Source organism: Streptomyces sp. NPDC005195, from assembly GCF_040608315.1.
Classification (GTDB): Bacteria; Actinomycetota; Actinomycetes; order Streptomycetales; family Streptomycetaceae; genus Streptomyces; species Streptomyces kaempferi.
On record NZ_JBEXHZ010000002.1, the window covers coordinates 171,763 to 187,522 of the forward strand.

At 71.1% G+C, this 15,760-nt stretch carries 15 protein-coding genes, 2 tRNA genes and 1 pseudogene; 15 read left to right on the top strand and 3 right to left on the bottom strand.

Annotated features, from left to right (window positions below; genetic code table 11):
* Positions 1 to 34 precede the first annotated feature (34 nt).
* From proB to ABZV34_RS03350, 5 genes are all read left to right on the top strand, one after another.
* Entirely contained in the window at positions 35 to 1,123 is a 1,089-nt protein-coding gene (gene proB / locus ABZV34_RS03330; protein WP_356271237.1) for a glutamate 5-kinase, read from the top strand.
* 226 nt (positions 1,124 to 1,349) lie between these two features.
* Positions 1,350 to 1,844 carry a hypothetical protein gene (locus ABZV34_RS03335; protein ID WP_356271238.1) on the top strand — a complete coding sequence of 165 codons (495 nt, stop codon included), beginning with the start codon at positions 1,350 to 1,352 and terminating at the stop codon, positions 1,842 to 1,844.
* Positions 1,845 to 1,905: 61 nt separating this feature from the next.
* Entirely contained in the window at positions 1,906 to 3,192 is a 1,287-nt protein-coding gene (locus ABZV34_RS03340) for a glutamate-5-semialdehyde dehydrogenase (RefSeq protein ID WP_356270990.1), read from the top strand.
* Positions 3,193 to 3,308: 116 nt separating this feature from the next.
* Complete coding sequence (locus ABZV34_RS03345; protein WP_356270992.1) at positions 3,309 to 3,950, top strand: hypothetical protein; 642 nt, start codon at positions 3,309 to 3,311, stop codon at positions 3,948 to 3,950.
* Positions 3,951 to 4,073: 123 nt separating this feature from the next.
* Positions 4,074 to 5,141: a hypothetical protein gene (locus ABZV34_RS03350; RefSeq protein WP_356270994.1), complete on the top strand. Its 1,068-nt coding sequence runs from the start codon at positions 4,074 to 4,076 to the stop codon at positions 5,139 to 5,141.
* A 91-nt stretch (positions 5,142 to 5,232) separates the two neighbouring features.
* Here ABZV34_RS03350 and ABZV34_RS03355 read toward each other — a convergent pair whose 3' ends face one another.
* Positions 5,233 to 6,399, bottom strand: coding sequence for a M48 family metallopeptidase (locus ABZV34_RS03355; RefSeq protein WP_356270996.1), 1,167 nt, complete (start codon positions 6,397 to 6,399; stop codon positions 5,233 to 5,235).
* A 70-nt stretch (positions 6,400 to 6,469) separates the two neighbouring features.
* Between ABZV34_RS03355 and ABZV34_RS03360 the strand changes: the two genes are divergently transcribed.
* The 10 genes and pseudogenes from ABZV34_RS03360 to ABZV34_RS03405 all read left to right on the top strand — a co-directional run bounded on the left by ABZV34_RS03360 (position 6,470) and on the right by ABZV34_RS03405 (position 12,568).
* A complete protein-coding gene (locus ABZV34_RS03360; RefSeq protein ID WP_356271249.1) occupies positions 6,470 to 6,664 on the top strand; it encodes a hypothetical protein in 195 nt (64 codons plus the stop codon).
* A gap of 206 nt (positions 6,665 to 6,870) precedes the next feature.
* Complete coding sequence (locus ABZV34_RS03365) at positions 6,871 to 7,035, top strand: hypothetical protein (RefSeq protein WP_356270997.1); 165 nt, start codon at positions 6,871 to 6,873, stop codon at positions 7,033 to 7,035.
* A 79-nt stretch (positions 7,036 to 7,114) separates the two neighbouring features.
* Positions 7,115 to 7,837: a nicotinate-nucleotide adenylyltransferase gene (nadD, locus tag ABZV34_RS03370; RefSeq protein WP_356270999.1), complete on the top strand. Its 723-nt coding sequence runs from the start codon at positions 7,115 to 7,117 to the stop codon at positions 7,835 to 7,837.
* 16 nt (positions 7,838 to 7,853) lie between these two features.
* Positions 7,854 to 9,779, top strand: a complete 1,926-nt coding sequence (locus ABZV34_RS03375; protein WP_356271001.1) for a LytR C-terminal domain-containing protein — start codon at positions 7,854 to 7,856, stop codon at positions 9,777 to 9,779.
* Between the two features lie 151 nt (positions 9,780 to 9,930).
* The gene (gene rsfS / locus ABZV34_RS03380) at positions 9,931 to 10,374 is read left to right on the top strand and encodes a ribosome silencing factor (protein ID WP_356271003.1); all 444 of its coding nucleotides are present in this window, start codon (positions 9,931 to 9,933) and stop codon (positions 10,372 to 10,374) included.
* Positions 10,371 to 11,033, top strand: coding sequence for a histidine phosphatase family protein (locus ABZV34_RS03385; protein WP_356271005.1), 663 nt, complete (start codon positions 10,371 to 10,373; stop codon positions 11,031 to 11,033). The genes rsfS and ABZV34_RS03385 overlap by 4 nt, the downstream gene beginning before the upstream one ends.
* Positions 11,034 to 11,149: 116 nt before the next feature.
* Positions 11,150 to 11,222: transfer RNA gene (locus ABZV34_RS03390), tRNA-Ala, on the top strand.
* A gap of 99 nt (positions 11,223 to 11,321) precedes the next feature.
* Positions 11,322 to 11,465 (top strand): annotated as a pseudogene (locus ABZV34_RS03395) (MFS transporter); the annotation flags it as partial.
* Positions 11,466 to 11,711: 246 nt separating this feature from the next.
* A complete protein-coding gene (locus tag ABZV34_RS03400; protein ID WP_010986886.1) occupies positions 11,712 to 11,945 on the top strand; it encodes a hypothetical protein in 234 nt (77 codons plus the stop codon).
* A 550-nt stretch (positions 11,946 to 12,495) separates the two neighbouring features.
* A tRNA-Ala gene (locus tag ABZV34_RS03405) sits at positions 12,496 to 12,568 on the top strand.
* 50 nt (positions 12,569 to 12,618) lie between these two features.
* Here the strand turns inward: ABZV34_RS03405 and ABZV34_RS03410 are convergent.
* Entirely contained in the window at positions 12,619 to 14,238 is a 1,620-nt protein-coding gene (locus tag ABZV34_RS03410) for an NADH-ubiquinone oxidoreductase-F iron-sulfur binding region domain-containing protein (protein ID WP_356271006.1), read from the bottom strand.
* Positions 14,235 to 15,551 carry a cytochrome b/b6 domain-containing protein gene (locus ABZV34_RS03415; RefSeq protein WP_356271008.1) on the bottom strand — a complete coding sequence of 439 codons (1,317 nt, stop codon included), beginning with the start codon at positions 15,549 to 15,551 and terminating at the stop codon, positions 14,235 to 14,237. The genes ABZV34_RS03410 and ABZV34_RS03415 overlap by 4 nt, the downstream gene beginning before the upstream one ends.
* Positions 15,552 to 15,760: the final 209 nt, after the last annotated feature.

Below are 15,760 nucleotides of genomic sequence, written 5' to 3' on the forward strand. Positions count from 1 at the left end.
AGCGGTACGGCAGGCCGTGACGCGGGCCCACCGGATGGTCGTCAAAGTGGGTTCCTCCTCGCTGACGACGGCAGCCGGCGGCCTCGACGCGGACCGTGTCGACGCCCTCGTCGACGTGCTCGCCAAGCACCGCAGCGGCGGTGAGAAGGAGATCGTCCTCGTCTCCTCCGGCGCCATCGCCGCCGGTCTGGCCCCGCTCGGCCTGCGGCGCCGCCCCAAGGACCTCGCCCGGCAGCAGGCCGCCGCCAGCGTCGGCCAGGGCCTCCTGGTCGCCCGCTACACCGCGTCCTGCGCCCGCCACGGCATCCGTGTCGGGCAGGTGCTCCTCACCTCCGACGACACCAGCCGCCGAGCCCACCACCGCAACGCCGCCCGCACCCTCGACGAGCTCCTCGCGATGGGCGCCCTGCCGGTCGTCAACGAGAACGACACGGTCGCCACGGACGAGATCCGCTTCGGCGACAACGACCGCCTCGCCGCCCTCGTCGCCCACCTCGTCCGCGCCGACCTGCTGGTCCTGCTCTCCGACGTGGACGGTGTCTACGACGGCGACCCCGCCCGGCCCGGCACCTCGCGGATAGCGGAAGTGCGCGCACCGCAGGACCTCGCGCACATCGACATCGGCAGCGCCGGCAAGGCGGGCGTCGGCACCGGCGGCATGGTCACCAAGGTCGAGGCCGCCCGGATCGCGGCGGCCGCGGGCATCCCCGTCGTGCTCACCTCCGCCGTGCACGCGGCCGAGGCCCTGGCGGGCGGGGACACCGGCACCTACTTCCACCCCACCGGCAAGCGCTCCGCCGACCGGCTGCTGTGGCTCCAGCACGCCTCGACCCCGCAGGGCGCGCTCATCCTGGACGACGGGGCCGTGCGCGCCGTCGTCGACCGGCGCACCTCGCTGCTGCCGGCCGGCATCGCGGCCGTCGAGGGCGACTTCGCCGCGGGCGACCCCGTCGAACTGCGCGACAGCGGTGGCCGCGCGGTCGCCCGGGGTCTGGTGAACTTCGACGCCAAGGAGATCCCCCAGCTCATCGGCCGCTCCACCCGCGAGCTGGCGCGCGAACTGGGCCCCGCCTACGAACGCGAGGTCGTCCACCGCGACGACCTGGTGCTCCTGTTTCCGTAGGACGTCTGTCCGCGGCACCTGTGCGCCGTAGCGCCGGTGTACGACCAGGGGGCCAATCGCCGCACCCCGGCCGAAAACTGGTGTGAACGTTTCGCGGACGCCCGTCGCGGCGCGGTGAAACTCCGTAAAACCGCCACGCGGGCGCTCCCCACCTGCTCAACTTTGTTGCAGGGAGACCCCGAGGTTGTGTGACGACCATTGCGTGAAGGAGGCCGTCGTGAGACGAGTGCGCCCTGGGGCGGCGGCGTCGCGCGGTGGTGCCTCCCCCACACTCGGCTCCGCGCGAGCGGGGGGAGCCCCATCCCGTGCGGCGGGCGAGGAACGGGCCCTGACGAGCGTCGCGGCCGGAGACACCTTCGAGGGCGAGGAGCCGGCCGACCAGCCGCGGCTGTGGCACGTCACGCTGAGCGTCTCGGGCGGCGAGGCCCCGCTGAAGGAGGTGCGGCGAGGACTGGAACAACTGGCCCATGACCACCCCTTCCTGCTGACCAGCCGGTACGCCAACGACCACGCGGAGATCCGCTACTGGGAGGAGGCCCGCGACCTGCACGACGCGGCGGCCGTCGCACTGCGCCTGTGGGGCGAGCACCGGCAGACCGCCAAGCTCCCGCCCTGGGAGATCGTCGGCCTGGAGGTCATCGACCGCGAGACCTACCACCAGCGCATCGCGGAAGGGTACGGCCCGCTTCCGGCCACTCCGGTGGGAGTTCACCCCTTTTGAGGGTGTCTCGGGGTGTGGGACAACGGCCGGCCGGACACGTCCGGCGCACTACCCTTCCGACATGACCACGCTCTCGCCGTACGACTCGATGTCTCCGGTCACCCGGGCCGCCTACCGCGCCAAGGCCGCCGCCGCCGACCTCGCACCGCTGCCGCGGGCCGAGAAGGACGACGCGCTGCTCGCCATCGCGGACGCGCTGGAGGTCCGTACGAGCGAGATCGTCGCGGCCAACGCGAAGGACATCGCGCGGGCCCGGGAGGCCGGGACCAGCGAGACCGTCATCGACCGGCTCACGCTGACGCCCGAGCGCGTCCGCGCCATCGCCTCGGACGTACGGGACGTCGTCGCGCTGCCCGACCCGGTCGGCGAGGTCGTGCGCGGCTCCACCCTCCCGAACGGCATCGATCTGCGCCAGGTCCGCGTCCCGCTCGGTGTCGTCGGCATCATCTACGAGGCCCGCCCGAACGTGACGGTCGACGCCGCCGCCCTCTGCCTGAAGTCCGGCAACGCGGTCCTGCTGCGCGGCTCCTCCTCGGCCTTCGAGTCGAACACCGCCCTCGTCCGCGTGCTGCGCGACGCCGTGGGCGGTGCCGGGCTGCCCGCCGACGCCATCCAGCTGGTGCCCGGCGAGGGCCGCGAGTCGGTGCGCGAACTGATGCGGGCCCGCGGTCTGGTCGACGTCCTCATCCCGCGCGGCGGCGCCTCGCTGATCCGTACGGTCGTCCAGGAGTCCATCGTCCCCGTCATCGAGACCGGCACCGGCAACTGCCACGTGTACGTCGACGCGAACGCCGACCTCGACATGGCGATCGACATCCTGATCAACTCCAAGGCCCAGCGGCCCAGCGTCTGCAACTCCGCCGAGACCCTCCTCGTGCACCAGGACATCGCGCCCGAGTTCCTGCCGCGCGCCCTGGACGCCCTCGCGGACGCCGGAGTCACCGTGCACGCCGACGAGCGCGTCCTCGCCTACGCCAAGGGCTCCAAGGCCACCGTCGTCGAGGCCACGCCCGAGGACTGGGAGACGGAGTACCTCTCCTACGACATCGCCGCCGCGGTCGTCGACTCCCTCGACCGGGCCGTCGAACACATCCGGCTGTGGACCTCCGGCCACACCGAGGCCATCGTCACCACCTCGCAGCAGGCGGCCCGCCGCTTCACCCAGTTGGTGGACTCCACCACGGTCGCCGTGAACGCCTCGACGCGGTTCACCGACGGCGGACAGTTCGGCTTCGGCGCGGAGATCGGCATCTCCACGCAGAAGCTGCACGCCAGGGGGCCCATGGGGCTGCCGGAGCTGACGAGCACCAAGTACATCGTCACGGGGGACGGACACATCCGGCGCTGAGACACCGGGGCGCCGGGGGCGCGGGGCGCGCGGCGCAGGTCATACGGCGCGCGACGGCGAGGCCCGCGCCAGAGGCGTCTCGACAGGCGGATGAATTTCCGTACCGTCTGCCCAAAATGACCCCCCAGGTCTACTCTGGATCCGTGCCGGAGGACGTGGGGGGCACGCCGTTCCCTGACGGCTGGGAGCCCGACGACGACCACGACCGCGGGGGTGCGGACGAAGAGTTCGCCTCCGTGGTCTTCGACGAGGACTTCGTACGGGCGGCGGTGATCCATGAGCCGACCGCCGTGGAACGCCTGCTGGCAGCCGCTCAGGCCCGCGCGGAGGCCTCCGAGGCGGAAGCGCGCCGGGCGCACGCCCGGGGCACCCGCGGCGACGACGAGCGCTACGAGGACGGTTTCGGGCCCGACGGCCACCGCGGACACGGACGTGACCCGGACCGGGACGGCCTGGACGACGCCGAGGTCCTGGAAGGCCGCTACGGCGCGCCGGGAGCGTACGGCAGGGCCTACGGGAAGCAGGCCCGCTGGCACCGTCCGGTGGCCTGGGTGCTGGCCGTGGTGATGGGCATCGGCATGGTCGCCCTGGCCTTCACGGCGGTCTACCGGGGGGCCTCCTCGGGCCGCCAGGACCAGGTCCCGTCACCGGCCTCCACAGGCCTCGAACAAGGCCGGGACAAGGTCACCGGCACCGGGCCCTCGGCTTCGGCCCAGTACTCCCACCCGGCCGTGCCGGCGGTGCCCCGAACCCCGTGACACCAGCGGCGTTGTCGACCCTTCGAACACCCTGATGATCCCGGGTGGTCTTGGTGGGATCCTGTCAGAACTTGTCGTGCACCACCGCGTTTACCGGGGGCCCCGGAGACCTACTCTGAAGGTATGGGCGGGCCTGGAGACCCTCCTGAGGGGACACCCGAGGGCGCTCCCGCAGGTGGAGAGGACGAGTACCGATCCGTCGTCTTCGACGAGTCGTTCGTCCGCGCTGCCCGCCTCCAGGAGTTCTCCGCGCGCGAGCGGATGGCCGACCACTCCCCGGCCGTACGCCGCCGTCCCGCTCTGCAGCGCGGCCTGTCCCGGCAGGCGCTGATCCTGGTCCTGCTGATAGCCGTCGCCTTCGGCACCGCGATCTACATGGGCGTACGACACCCCTACGAGAACCCCGTCGCCCAGCCGCCGGAGCCGCTGCGCATGACGGTCATACCCCTCGCGCCCCAGACCCCCGTGCCGGGGGCCGTGAACGTCGACGACCTGTACGCGCACAGTCCCGCGGCGCAGTTCGGCGTCGGTGCCGAGGGCATCGCGCTGCCCGCCTCCCGCCGCACCGCGCACTTCTCGGACAGCCAGGTCGTCGCCGCCCTGACGACCGCCAAGGACTACCTCGTGAAGTCCTCGCTCGACCCGGAGGTGCTCACGGGCGGCACCGACCGGCCGGTACGGATTCTGCTCGACCCCCAGCAGCTCGACCAGTTCGACCAGAGCTTCACCCACCCGGCCGCCGACGGACGGCACGCGCCCACCGGCTGGCTGGTGCGCTTCGACACCGCCCGCACCGAGCTGGCCGACCTCAGGATCCGGGTGCAGGGCACCCTGCAGGCCGCCGAATCCGACCCGGACACCCTGGAGGTCGTCGCGGACCACACGTTCGTCTACGCCCTCAAGCCGACAGGCGCGGACAGCCGTGCGAAGGCCTCCCTGTTCACCGTCCGGCGCGAGCTGCACTTCCGCTTCGACCGCGACGACCTGCGCATGCACCAGGCCGAGCTGGTCGTCTCCTCCCTCCAGGCCGGACCGCTCGCCTGCGCCGACGCCTCGGCGGACCGGCTGCGTCCCCTGCTCGCCGGGCAGACGGCGAAGGCGGGCGGCCCGGCCGGCACCGACCCGTACGCGACCGGCAGCGCGACGGCGCTGTGCGGGTCGCTGGCGACGAACGCGCAGCCGAGGACCTGACCCGACCCGCGCGCCGGCGCCCACCGATCTCCGGGCGGTGCCACGCGGCCGCGCCCGGAGATCAGCGACCGGCGACCGGCGCGGGGTCCGGTCAGCCGTCGCCCTTGGGTCCCGCGTCGCCCTGGGAACCGGGGTCGTCGCCGGGGCGGCCGTCGTCCGGGCCGGTGTCACCGGGGCCCTGGTCGCCGTCCCGCTGCGGAGCGTCCTTGGGGGAGCCGCCCGCGAAGCCGCCGAAGCCGCGCCGCACCCGGCCGCCGAGGTCGCCCGCCCCGCCCGCGATGTCGCTGACCAGCTTCATCAGCGGGTCCTTGGAGTTCTTCACATCCGTCGCGTAGCTCGACGCCGACTGCCGGAACGAGTCCGAGACCGAGGTGTCCTTGTCCTCGCTGCGCCGCGGATAGTGACCGTCCATGATCCGCTGGTAGTCGCGGGACTCGGCCCACTTCTTCAGCTCGGCGGCGCGCACCGTGGTGAAGGGGTGCGTACGGTTGAGGACGTTGAGGATCTTGAGCACGGAGTCGCGCAGGTCGCCCCCGGCCTCGTACTCCTCGGCCTGCGCGAGGAACGCGTCCACGTTCATCTCGTGCAGGTGGTTGCCGCCCGCGATCTTCATCAGTCCGCGCATCGAGGCCCGCGGGTCCTGCCCGACGAGCAGCCCCGCCCGGTCGGCCGACAGCTCCGACTTGCGGAACCACTCCCGCAGCGCGGTCACGATGGTCATGATCGCGAGGTTGCCCAGCGGGATCCAGGCCACCCGGAGGGCGAGGCTGGTCAGGAAGAGCAGAATCGTGCGGTAGACGGAGTGACCGGACAGCGCGTGGCCGACCTCGTGCCCGACGACGGCCCGCATCTCCTCCTCGTCCAGCAGCTCCACGAGGCCGGTCGTGACGACGATGATCGGCTCGTCCAGGCCGATGCACATCGCGTTCGGCTGCGGGTCCTGGGTGACGTACATCGGCGGGACCTTCTCCAGGTCCAGGATGTGACAGGCGTCCCGCAGCATGGCGTTGAGGTGCGCGAACTGGGCGTCCGAGACGCGCACCGAGTCGGACAGGAACAGCAGCCGCAGGCTGCGCTCGGGCAGCAGGCCGCTCAGGGCCTTGAAGACCGTGTCGAAGCCGGTGAGCTTGCGCAGGGCCACCAGGGCCGAGCGGTCCGCCGGGTGTTCGTACGCCCGCGAGGAGATCCCCTCGAAGCGCCTGCGCTGCCTGCTCGGCACCTTCTCGTGCCCGTTCCCCTGATGACTGTCGTCGGACATGTGTTCCCCCATGCGCGTCGGAGTGCCCTATGTGCCCCCAAGGCACGGCCCAGCCTAGGCGGAGATACCGTTGACGGGCAGTACAGAGAAGGAGTCGTACGCCATGGAGCACATCCCCGCAGCCGCCTGGCTCACCGAGGCCGCGAGCGCGGCAGACAAGCAGGGCCCGGGCGATCTGCTCCGCGTCGTGCTGATCGTGATGATCGTCGGGCTGGCCCTGACCGCCTGGTTCCTGCTGCGGGGGTACAAGCGCGAGGACGACTGAAAGCTCCGCGCGGGGGTGTCCGGCGCGGTGACCGTCGTACGGGGTGCCGGTGACCGTCGCGCGCGGCAACAGGCTTCCCCAACGGCGGAGTCGACGTGATCGTCGCCGGGGCACCCGCTTACGATGGGCCGACGTAGTTGTCCCGCGCTCCCCCACTCTCGACTTCGCTCGAGCGGGGGGACCTCCATCGGATAGGTCCTGCCGAGATGAGCTTCCACAGCACTGCCGCACAGTTGGTCACGCTTGCCGCCGAGGGCGAGGAGCACGGTGGTAACCATGAGAGCCTCAGCCCGTTCCTGACCGGCGGTGGCGCCCTCTTCATCCTGCTCCTGCTGCTGTGGATCACGACGCGTTTCAACCGCGACCGCTGAGCCCTTTCAGCCACCCGCGGCCGTCCCCGGGACCCCTGTCGGGCGGAGCCCGTCGACCGGGCCGGTAGGGTCTGCACGCATGGGAGAGCAGCACATGCCTACCGGTCCGGCGAGTGACTCGGAGAGCGGCTCCGTCGGTGACGCAGCGGGTGGCGCGGTGCGTGGCGGCGTGAGCCGGCTGACGACTGGGCGCCGCAACGGCCCCTCGACTCCCGGCAAGCGCCGTCTCGGCGTGATGGGCGGGACGTTCGACCCGATCCACCACGGGCACCTGGTGGCGGCCAGCGAGGTCGCCGCGCAGTTCCACCTCGACGAGGTGGTCTTCGTACCGACCGGGCAGCCGTGGCAGAAGTCCGACCGGAAGGTCTCGCCGGCCGAGGACCGCTATCTGATGACGGTCATCGCGACCGCCGAGAACCCGCAGTTCTCGGTGAGCCGGATCGACATCGACCGCGGCGGACCGACCTACACCACGGACACCCTGCGCGACCTGCGTGCTCTCAACCCCGACGCCGACCTTTTCTTCATCACCGGCGCCGACGCGCTCGGCCAGATCCTCACCTGGCGGTACGCCGAAGAACTGTTCTCCCTCGCGCACTTCATCGGAGTCACCCGGCCCGGTCACACCCTGACCGACCCCGGGCTGCCCGAGGGCGGGGTCTCGCTCGTCGAGGTTCCCGCGCTCGCCATCTCGTCGACAGACTGTCGTGCGAGGGTCGGCAGAGGAGATCCCGTCTGGTATCTGGTGCCGGACGGTGTAGTGCGCTACATCGACAAGCGTGAGCTGTACCGCGGCGAGTGAGCCGAGAGGGGCACCGGTGAACGACCGATACGACGGATACACGGGCGGCGACCAGTACGAGCTCGTCGGCTACGACGAGTTCGGGCAGCCTGTGTACCGGCAGGTGCAGCCCCAGCCGTCCCAGCAGACCTACGACCCGTACGCGCAGCCCCAGCAGTCCCAGCAGTCCCAGGGCTACGGCTACGACCCGTACGCGAACGGCGGGACGGCCTATGACACCGGCCGGCAGCCGGTGTCTTCCTACGACACCGGTCAGCAGCCGGTGTCCTCCTACGACACCGGTCAGCAGGCGTCCGTCCCCGCGTACGACCCGTACGGAGCCGGCTCGCCCGCTCCCGACGGGGCGGATACGGCGTACGACCCCTACGGGCAGCAGGCCCGGACGCCCCAGCCTCCCCACGCGGCGCACACGGCGCAGACCGAGCGCGGCGGGCAGAACGGACGCATGGGCCGGGCGGGTCGGACAGCTCAGTCGGGCCGGCCGGGTCCTCCGGTCCAGACCGGGCGGGCGGCCCAGGACGGGCCCTCCGGGTACGGCGGACAGACCCCGGGCACGGCCGGTGCCGCGAGCACCGGGCAGCAGCCGCGGGTCGCCGAGCAGACCGCGTACATCCCGCAGCAGGCGGGCTCCACGGAGGACGGTGGGCCGCGGGCCGACCGGGACTACGGCACCGAGCAGTTCGCGTTCGTCGAGGAGCAGGAAGCCGAGTCCGAGGACGTCATCGACTGGCTGAAGTTCACCGAGAACCGCACCGAACGCCGCGAGGAGGCCCGCCGCCGTGCCCGCGGCCGGATCGTCGCCCTGGTCGTGGTGTTCGCCCTCGTCGTGGTCGGCGGTGTCGGCTACCTCTGGTACGCGGGCAAGCTGCCCGGCGCCTCCTCGCACGACAAGCCCGCCGTGACGACGGCGTCGAGCGCCCAGAACCGCGACGTGCTCGTCGTCCACCTGCACGACACGAAGGGCGGCGGCACCTCCACCGCGCTGCTCGTCGACAACACCACGACCAAGCGGGGCACCACCGTCCTGTTGCCCAACTCCCTTGCCCTGACGGGCGACGACGGTTCGACGACCACGCTCGCCAAGTCTGTCGACGACGACGGTTCCTCCGGGACGCAGGACGCGATCGACACGGTGCTGGGGACCGACATCCAGGGCACCTGGCGCCTCGACACCCCCTATCTCAGCAACCTCGTCGAACTCGTCGGCAACATCGACATCACGACCAACGCCACCGTGCCCGACCCCGGTGCGAAGAAGAAGGGCGAGCCGCCCCTCGTGAGGAAGGGCGAGGACCAGACCCTCAGCGGCAAGGCGGCCGTCGCCTACGCGACCTACCGCGCCCCCGGCGAGGCCCAGAACGCCCAGCTGGAGCGGTTCGGGCAGGTCATGCAGGGCGTCCTGCGCAAGCTGTCGTCCGACAAGCAGGCCGCGACGACCACCGTGCAGACCCTCGCGCAGATCCTCGACCCGCCGCTGACCGACCAGGACCTCGGCGTCTTCCTCGCCAAGCTCGCCGACCTCGCCAAGGGCGGCGACTACAAGACGGCGCTGCTGCCCGTGCAGCAGGACGGCACCCTGACCCAGAGCGCCACCGACAGCGTGGTCAAGGACGTGCTCGGCGGCAGCGCGAAGAGTCCCGACGCCGGCGCCGCCGTCCGGGTCGGCATCAGGAACGCCACCGGCGTGAAGTCCGCCACGGAGAAGGCCCGCGTCGTCGTGGTCAACGGCGGATACACCTTCCTGGACTCCGGCACCGCGGCCGCGGCCCAGAGCGTGTCGCGGATCACGTACACCGACGACGCGAAGAAGAACGACGCCGTCGAGGTCGCGAAGACCCTGGACCTGCCGACCAGCGCGGTGACGAAGGGCAGGACGACGTCCAACGCGGATGTGTCCGTGGTCCTGGGCCAGGACTACAAGGTGAGTACCTCGACCGGGTGACGCCGCGTGATCGGCGGTGACGGCCGCGATCACGAGGTGTCCGCGGCCGTGTCCCGGGGCTCTCGGGGCGCGGCCGCGGAAACGCGTGGGGTGCCCTCGGCTGTCCGTGAGACCCTTGAGTCATTACTGACCGCCGAGGGAAAGCCGCGTAGTGACCGCCACGGACCGCTCCATCGAGCTCATCACCGCCGCCGCGCAGGCGGCCGCCGACAAGCTCGCGCACGACATCATCGCCTACGACGTCAGCGATGTGCTGTCGATCACCGACGCCTTCCTGCTGGCGTCCGCACCCAACGACCGCCAGGTCAAGTCGATCGTCGACGAGATCGAGGAGCGCCTGAGCAAGGAGCTCGGCGTCAAGCCGGTGCGCCGCGAGGGCGACCGCGAGGCCCGCTGGGTGCTGCTCGACTACGTCGACATCGTCGTGCACGTCCAGCACAGCGAGGAGCGCGTCTTCTACGCCCTGGAGCGGCTCTGGAAGGACTGCCCCGAGCTGGATCTGCCGGCCGACGCCAAGGCCACCCGCGGCAAGAGCGCCGAGCACGCCAAGCTGCGGGCCGAGGAGGACTCAGCCGAACTGGAGGAGCTGCGGTGATCGCCGGGGCCGGCAGGAAGCCGGGCCGGGGCCGCCGCGTCATCCTGTGGCGGCACGGCCAGACCTCCTGGAACGTGGAGAGCCGCTTCCAGGGCTCCACGGACGTCGAGCTCACCGAGACCGGCATCGGCCAGGCCCGGCGCGCCGCCCGGCTGCTCGCCTCGCTGGAGCCCGACGCGATCGTCGCCTCGGACCTCCGGCGCGCCGCCGCCACGGCCACCGAGCTGGCCGACCTCACCGGCCTGGACGTCACCCACGACGAGGCCCTGCGGGAGACCTACGCGGGCGTCTGGCAGGGCCTGACGCACGAGGAGATCCTCGGCCGGTACGGCGACGAGTACGCCGCCTGGAAGCGCGGCGAGCCCGTGCGCCGCGGCGGGGGCGAACTGGAGTCCGAGGTCGCCGACCGCGCCGCTCCCGTGGTGCTGCGGCACGTCGACAAACTCCCCGAGGACGGCACCCTCGTGGTCGTCAGTCACGGCGGCACGATCCGTACGACCATCGGGCGTCTGCTCGGCCTCGAGTCACAGCACTGGGAGAGCCTCGGTGGCCTCTCCAACTGCTGCTGGTCCGTCCTCGGACGGGGTGCGCGGGGCTGGCGGCTGCTGGAGCACAACGCCGGCACGCTGCCGGAGCCGGTGCTCGGGGACGACGACTGAGCGGCTCGAGCGGCCCTCCGTCCGGTCCCATGGACCCGTCGGGACCGGATTTCACTTTCCGGCAGGTCGCAGGCTAAAGTTCTTCTTGTTCGCCCCGCAGGGCGGGAAGAACGCAAGGGGCTATAGCTCAGTTGGTAGAGCGCCTGCATGGCATGCAGGAGGTCAGGAGTTCAATTCTCCTTAGCTCCACAGATCGACTCCCCGGAGTCGTGGAAGATTCGGTGAAAAAGATCCCGTCCCCCTGGGGGGCGGGATTTTTCGTGTGCCCTGGACCGCCGTGCGACCTTGGGCACACTCTTCTTGAACCGGCTTGAGTCACTTGGGGCTCCGGGGGCGTATACCTCTGCGGACGCGCTCCTCATGTGCACGTATGCGCTGGCCGCGACGGTTACGTCGGGTGCTGTGTCCGGACTGGTACGAAGGCGTCGCTGACCGTATTGCTCCGGCCGTGGCAGAATCAAACGGCCGGAAGGGGGCGCGGCCCGACGGGAGGGAGAAGCGATGCCTGCGAGCATCCTCGAGGGGGTCCACGATCTTCTCGAAGTGGCACCGAAACGTAGAAGAGCCACTCGCCTCGACTGTCCTTCCCGCGGATCCGTCCACATCGCCCAGATCCTCGGCGACAGCGGCGGGATCCCCTACGTGTGCACGGCCTGCGGCCACAGCTGGAGCTGATCGATGGGTGCACACAGGCGAAAGTGCGATTGGTGCGGCAGTGGTACGCCCATCGTCCGCGACATGGAACCGGTCAACCACGACTACCAGTACTGGTGCGAGGAGTGCGCGCGGGCGCTGATCATAAAAGGCGATCCGATCGAGACGTACCGCGAGCTGGAGGGCGAGCCGATCTACGGGCGGCTCCTCGACGAGCACTGCACGCTCAAGCGCTTCTACTCGTTCGCGACAGCCTGACCCGGAGAAGGGCCAGGAAGGTGCGGCCGGCTCCCCTGTAGAGGGCCGACAGGGCCGACAGGGCGCCGTTCCGGTGGAGTTCGAGCCGACCGTGGCCGTGCGGTACCCGCCACAGCGCGTACGAGCTGAGGGCCACGGCGGTGGCGACGGCGGATGCCTCCCGCGCGTCGCCGGGAGCAGGGTCAGCGGTGTGAACGGCGGGGCGGCGAACGGCGGGCAGGCGGCGGGCAGATGAGCCCCGGTCGTGCGCGGCGCTCGGAGGTCGCCCCCAGCGCGTACGGGCGCGTCCTCCGCCCGGTACACCGTCAGGTCGCTCATCGACACGTGCGCGGCCGGTTGCGCGCACCAGAAGACGGCTGACGACGACAGGCATGCCCCCGGGCGACGGGCGCGTGGCGACGGGCACGGGGGAGGGCGATCACGGTCACGGAGGTCGGCACCATCCGGCATGTCCGTATTGTCCGAGCGGCGCGGAATCGATTTGGTGGTGCACGGGGAGGACCGTGTAATGTTTGCTCAGCCGCCGGGGAGACCGGGCGGAACAAAACAAGGGGCTATAGCTCAGTTGGTAGAGCGCCTGCATGGCATGCAGGAGGTCAGGAGTTCAATTCTCCTTAGCTCCACAGAATCTGAAGGCGGGCCACCCGATCCGGGTGGCCCGCCTTCGTGGTGTTCAGCGGCCGCTGCCGAGCGCCCGGCGGCCACGGCGCTGCGACAGCACCGGCAGGTTGTTGCGTGCCGGCGCGGAGGATCTGGTGTCCTCCTCGAGGCGCAGGGCGAGCGCCGGGCAGCGGCGTACGGCGCGCAGCGCCTTCGCCTCCGCGTACCGGGGGACCTGTGCCTGGGCGACGGTGGGGAACCCGTCCGCGCCGAGCTCGAAGACCTCGGGCAGGATGTCCGCGCACAGGCCGTGCCCGCGGCACAGCGTCCAGTCGACGTAGATCTTCTGACGGCTGGGGCCCGCCTCCTCCAGCGCCTGGCCGCCCGGGATGCCCGTCGGGGTCTGGCCGCCCTCGAAGAGCGGCAGAACGCCCTCCACGGGCCTTCCGCAGCCGTTTCCGAGGACATGCGCGGCGAGGTCGTCGGTGAACGCCTTGATCGTGGACTCGATGAACATCGCCGAGCCGTCCGGGTGGGAGCACGCACCGCGTCGCTTCACGGCCTTGGCGACCTGCTTCACGGCTTCCAGGGCGGCCGGACCGCCGCCGTTGAGGATGTCCTCCAGACCGCGCGCCGCGGCGGGCAGGCCGAGGTAGCAGGGACCGCACTGTCCCGCGCTCTCCTCGGCCAGCCACTGCGCCACTCGGAGCGACTCGCCCAGCGGGCACGTCTCCTGGGTGATGGGCAGGATCGCGCCGGCACCGAGCGCGCCGCCCACGGCGGCCAGGTTGTCGCGCGAGACGATCGCCTCGTTGACCGCCGCCGCGTCCAGCCACTTGCCGTGGTAGCCACCGGTCAGCACGCCCTGCGGCATGGGCGGGGCGCCGGCGAGCTGGAGCACGTACCGCAGCGGTACGCCGGTCGGAACCTCGATCACCATGGGGCGCGCGACCGCGCCGGAGACGGTGAGCAGGACGGTGCCGGGCTCGTCGTACAGGCCGGTGTTGCGGTAGCGGTCGGGGCCGATGCGGGCGGCGATGGCCAGCTGCGCGAACGTCTCGGCGTTCGACAGCAGCGTGGGCGCGCCGCCCACGCCGGTCTGCGACGCGCTGATCTTGCGGCCGGGCGGGATGGCCGGGCCGCCGTCGATGGAACGGACGAGCGAGGCCGCGGCCCCGGTCACCATGCGTATCGGATTGCGCTGCACGCGCGCGCGAAGCGGCGATCCGCGCCGGTCGCTCAGGCCGCGCTCGGCCAGCGCGGCCTCCATGGACCGCTGGGTGGACTCACGCGTCACGCCGATGACCAGGGTGCGGGCGCCCATGGCCTCCGCGGCCAGCAGGGCTCCGTCCAGGATGAGGTGCGGGGCACGGTTGATGAGCACCGTGTCCTTGCGGCAGGCGGGTTCGTCCTCGCTTCCGTTGACGACCACCACGGGCCGGATGCCCTTGCTGATGGCCGACTCGGCGACCGAGCGCAGTTTCCTGGCGAAGGGGAAACCCGCGCCGCCGCGGCCCTTCAGGTTGATGGCCTCGGCGAGGCCCGCGAGCTGTTCACCGCCCATCGGCTCGAGCGGCCCGTGCACCTTGAGGTGCATGGGCAGGTCGAGCCGTTCAACCAGGTCGAAACCCGACGTGAGCTGCGGAAGTCCGACGACGCGGACCTCCGGGACGTCGGGCAGGGCCTCGTTCACTTAAAGCCTCCGGAAGGGGCGTTCCATGGTTCACCGGAGCCAGGAGCGTCGAAGGCACCCGGCAGTACGTCAGTCGTGGGACCGCTGTCGTACGTGTCGTTGGTGTTGTACGTGCCGAAGGCCGGGTTCGACTCACCGGTGTTGTACACGTCACTCGTGCCGTATCCGGGCGTGGCCGAATTGTCGTAGACGGGGATGTTGTATCCCGTGTCGGCGAGCGGGTCGTACGCGGAGCGGGGCGCCTCGCCGACCGGCGGCGGCGAGGGGATGGGCCAACTGCCCGACGGGCTGCTGCCGTCGGCGCGTGGGAACGTCTCCGTGGGCTGCGTGTTCATCGGCATCTGGAAGCGCTCGGTCGGCGCCGCCCCCGCGGGGTTCCCGCCGGGCGTTCCCGACATGGCCCGGTAGGCGGCCGCGAAACCGGGCGCCCCGCCCGCGGCGGCGGGGTCCGCCGGGGTCTGGTAGAGCGACTGCTCGGGGCCCGGGGTGCGCTGCGGCGGCACGAAGGAGTCCCCCGCGGACTGCTGTCCGGGGCGTGGCGCGAAGCCCGGCATGGTGTTCTCGGCCCTGGCGGCACGGGATGCCGCCAGCTGCTCCTCGCGTGCCATGCGGGCGCTGTAGCCGTTGCCCTGACCGAGGAGCGCGAGGACCCGGTCGGCGATCTTGCGCTTGTAGGGGGCGGGCGCCGCGCGCAGCGCGAGCGCGGCCATGACCGCGACCAGGCACAGGCTGTACAGGATCGTGAAGATCGGCTTCGCCTGTCGACCCGCGTAGAGGCCGTGGATCAGGGCGGAGCACCAGGCCGGGTAGGCCAGCATGTGCATCGCGCGCCAGCGGGACGCGACCGGGGCCGGGGACGCGAAGGCGCCGCGCAGCGCTCCGGTGATGGCCGTGAAGATCATGAGCAGTCCGGCCAGGGAGCCGAAGCCGATGAGTCCGGCCGTCCCGGAGACGCCGAGGCTGAACGGGATCAGCGCGGCGATCAGCACGGTGTGGTCGAGCGCCAGCTTGACCGAGATGTGCAGCAGCAGGAAGGCGACCGAGGAGACGGAGGTCGTGCGGTGCACCGCCTGCGCCACCAGGCGCTGCCGGGTGTTCAGGAACAGCCGGTCGGTCGCCACCAGCCCCCAGATGACGGAGCAGGAGAGAGCGACCAGGGACAGCACGCCGGCGCCGAAGTTGAGGAAGTCCCGGACTCCGTTGCCTCCTGCCAGTACGACCACGGGTATGAGAAGCAGAATGGCAGCGGTGGCCACTCCATAGGCGGAGCGACCTGGGCGGGGAAGAGTGCTGCCATTACGACGAGGGTTCATAGGGGGGTTACTCCCAACGGTTCGGGGAAGCGGTCCCGAAGCGGCACTCTAGGTCGAGTCCCTCCTGAGGGATACGAGATTCAGTTATTACGTTGTTATCAAAGGGCCGCCAGGCCCTTGTGTTGTCCCTTAGAGTCCGTTACGCGAAGTAATATTTGAATATTGTTCAGTTTTTTGGCGCGATCGTGACCGTCGCACGGCGTGTCGCG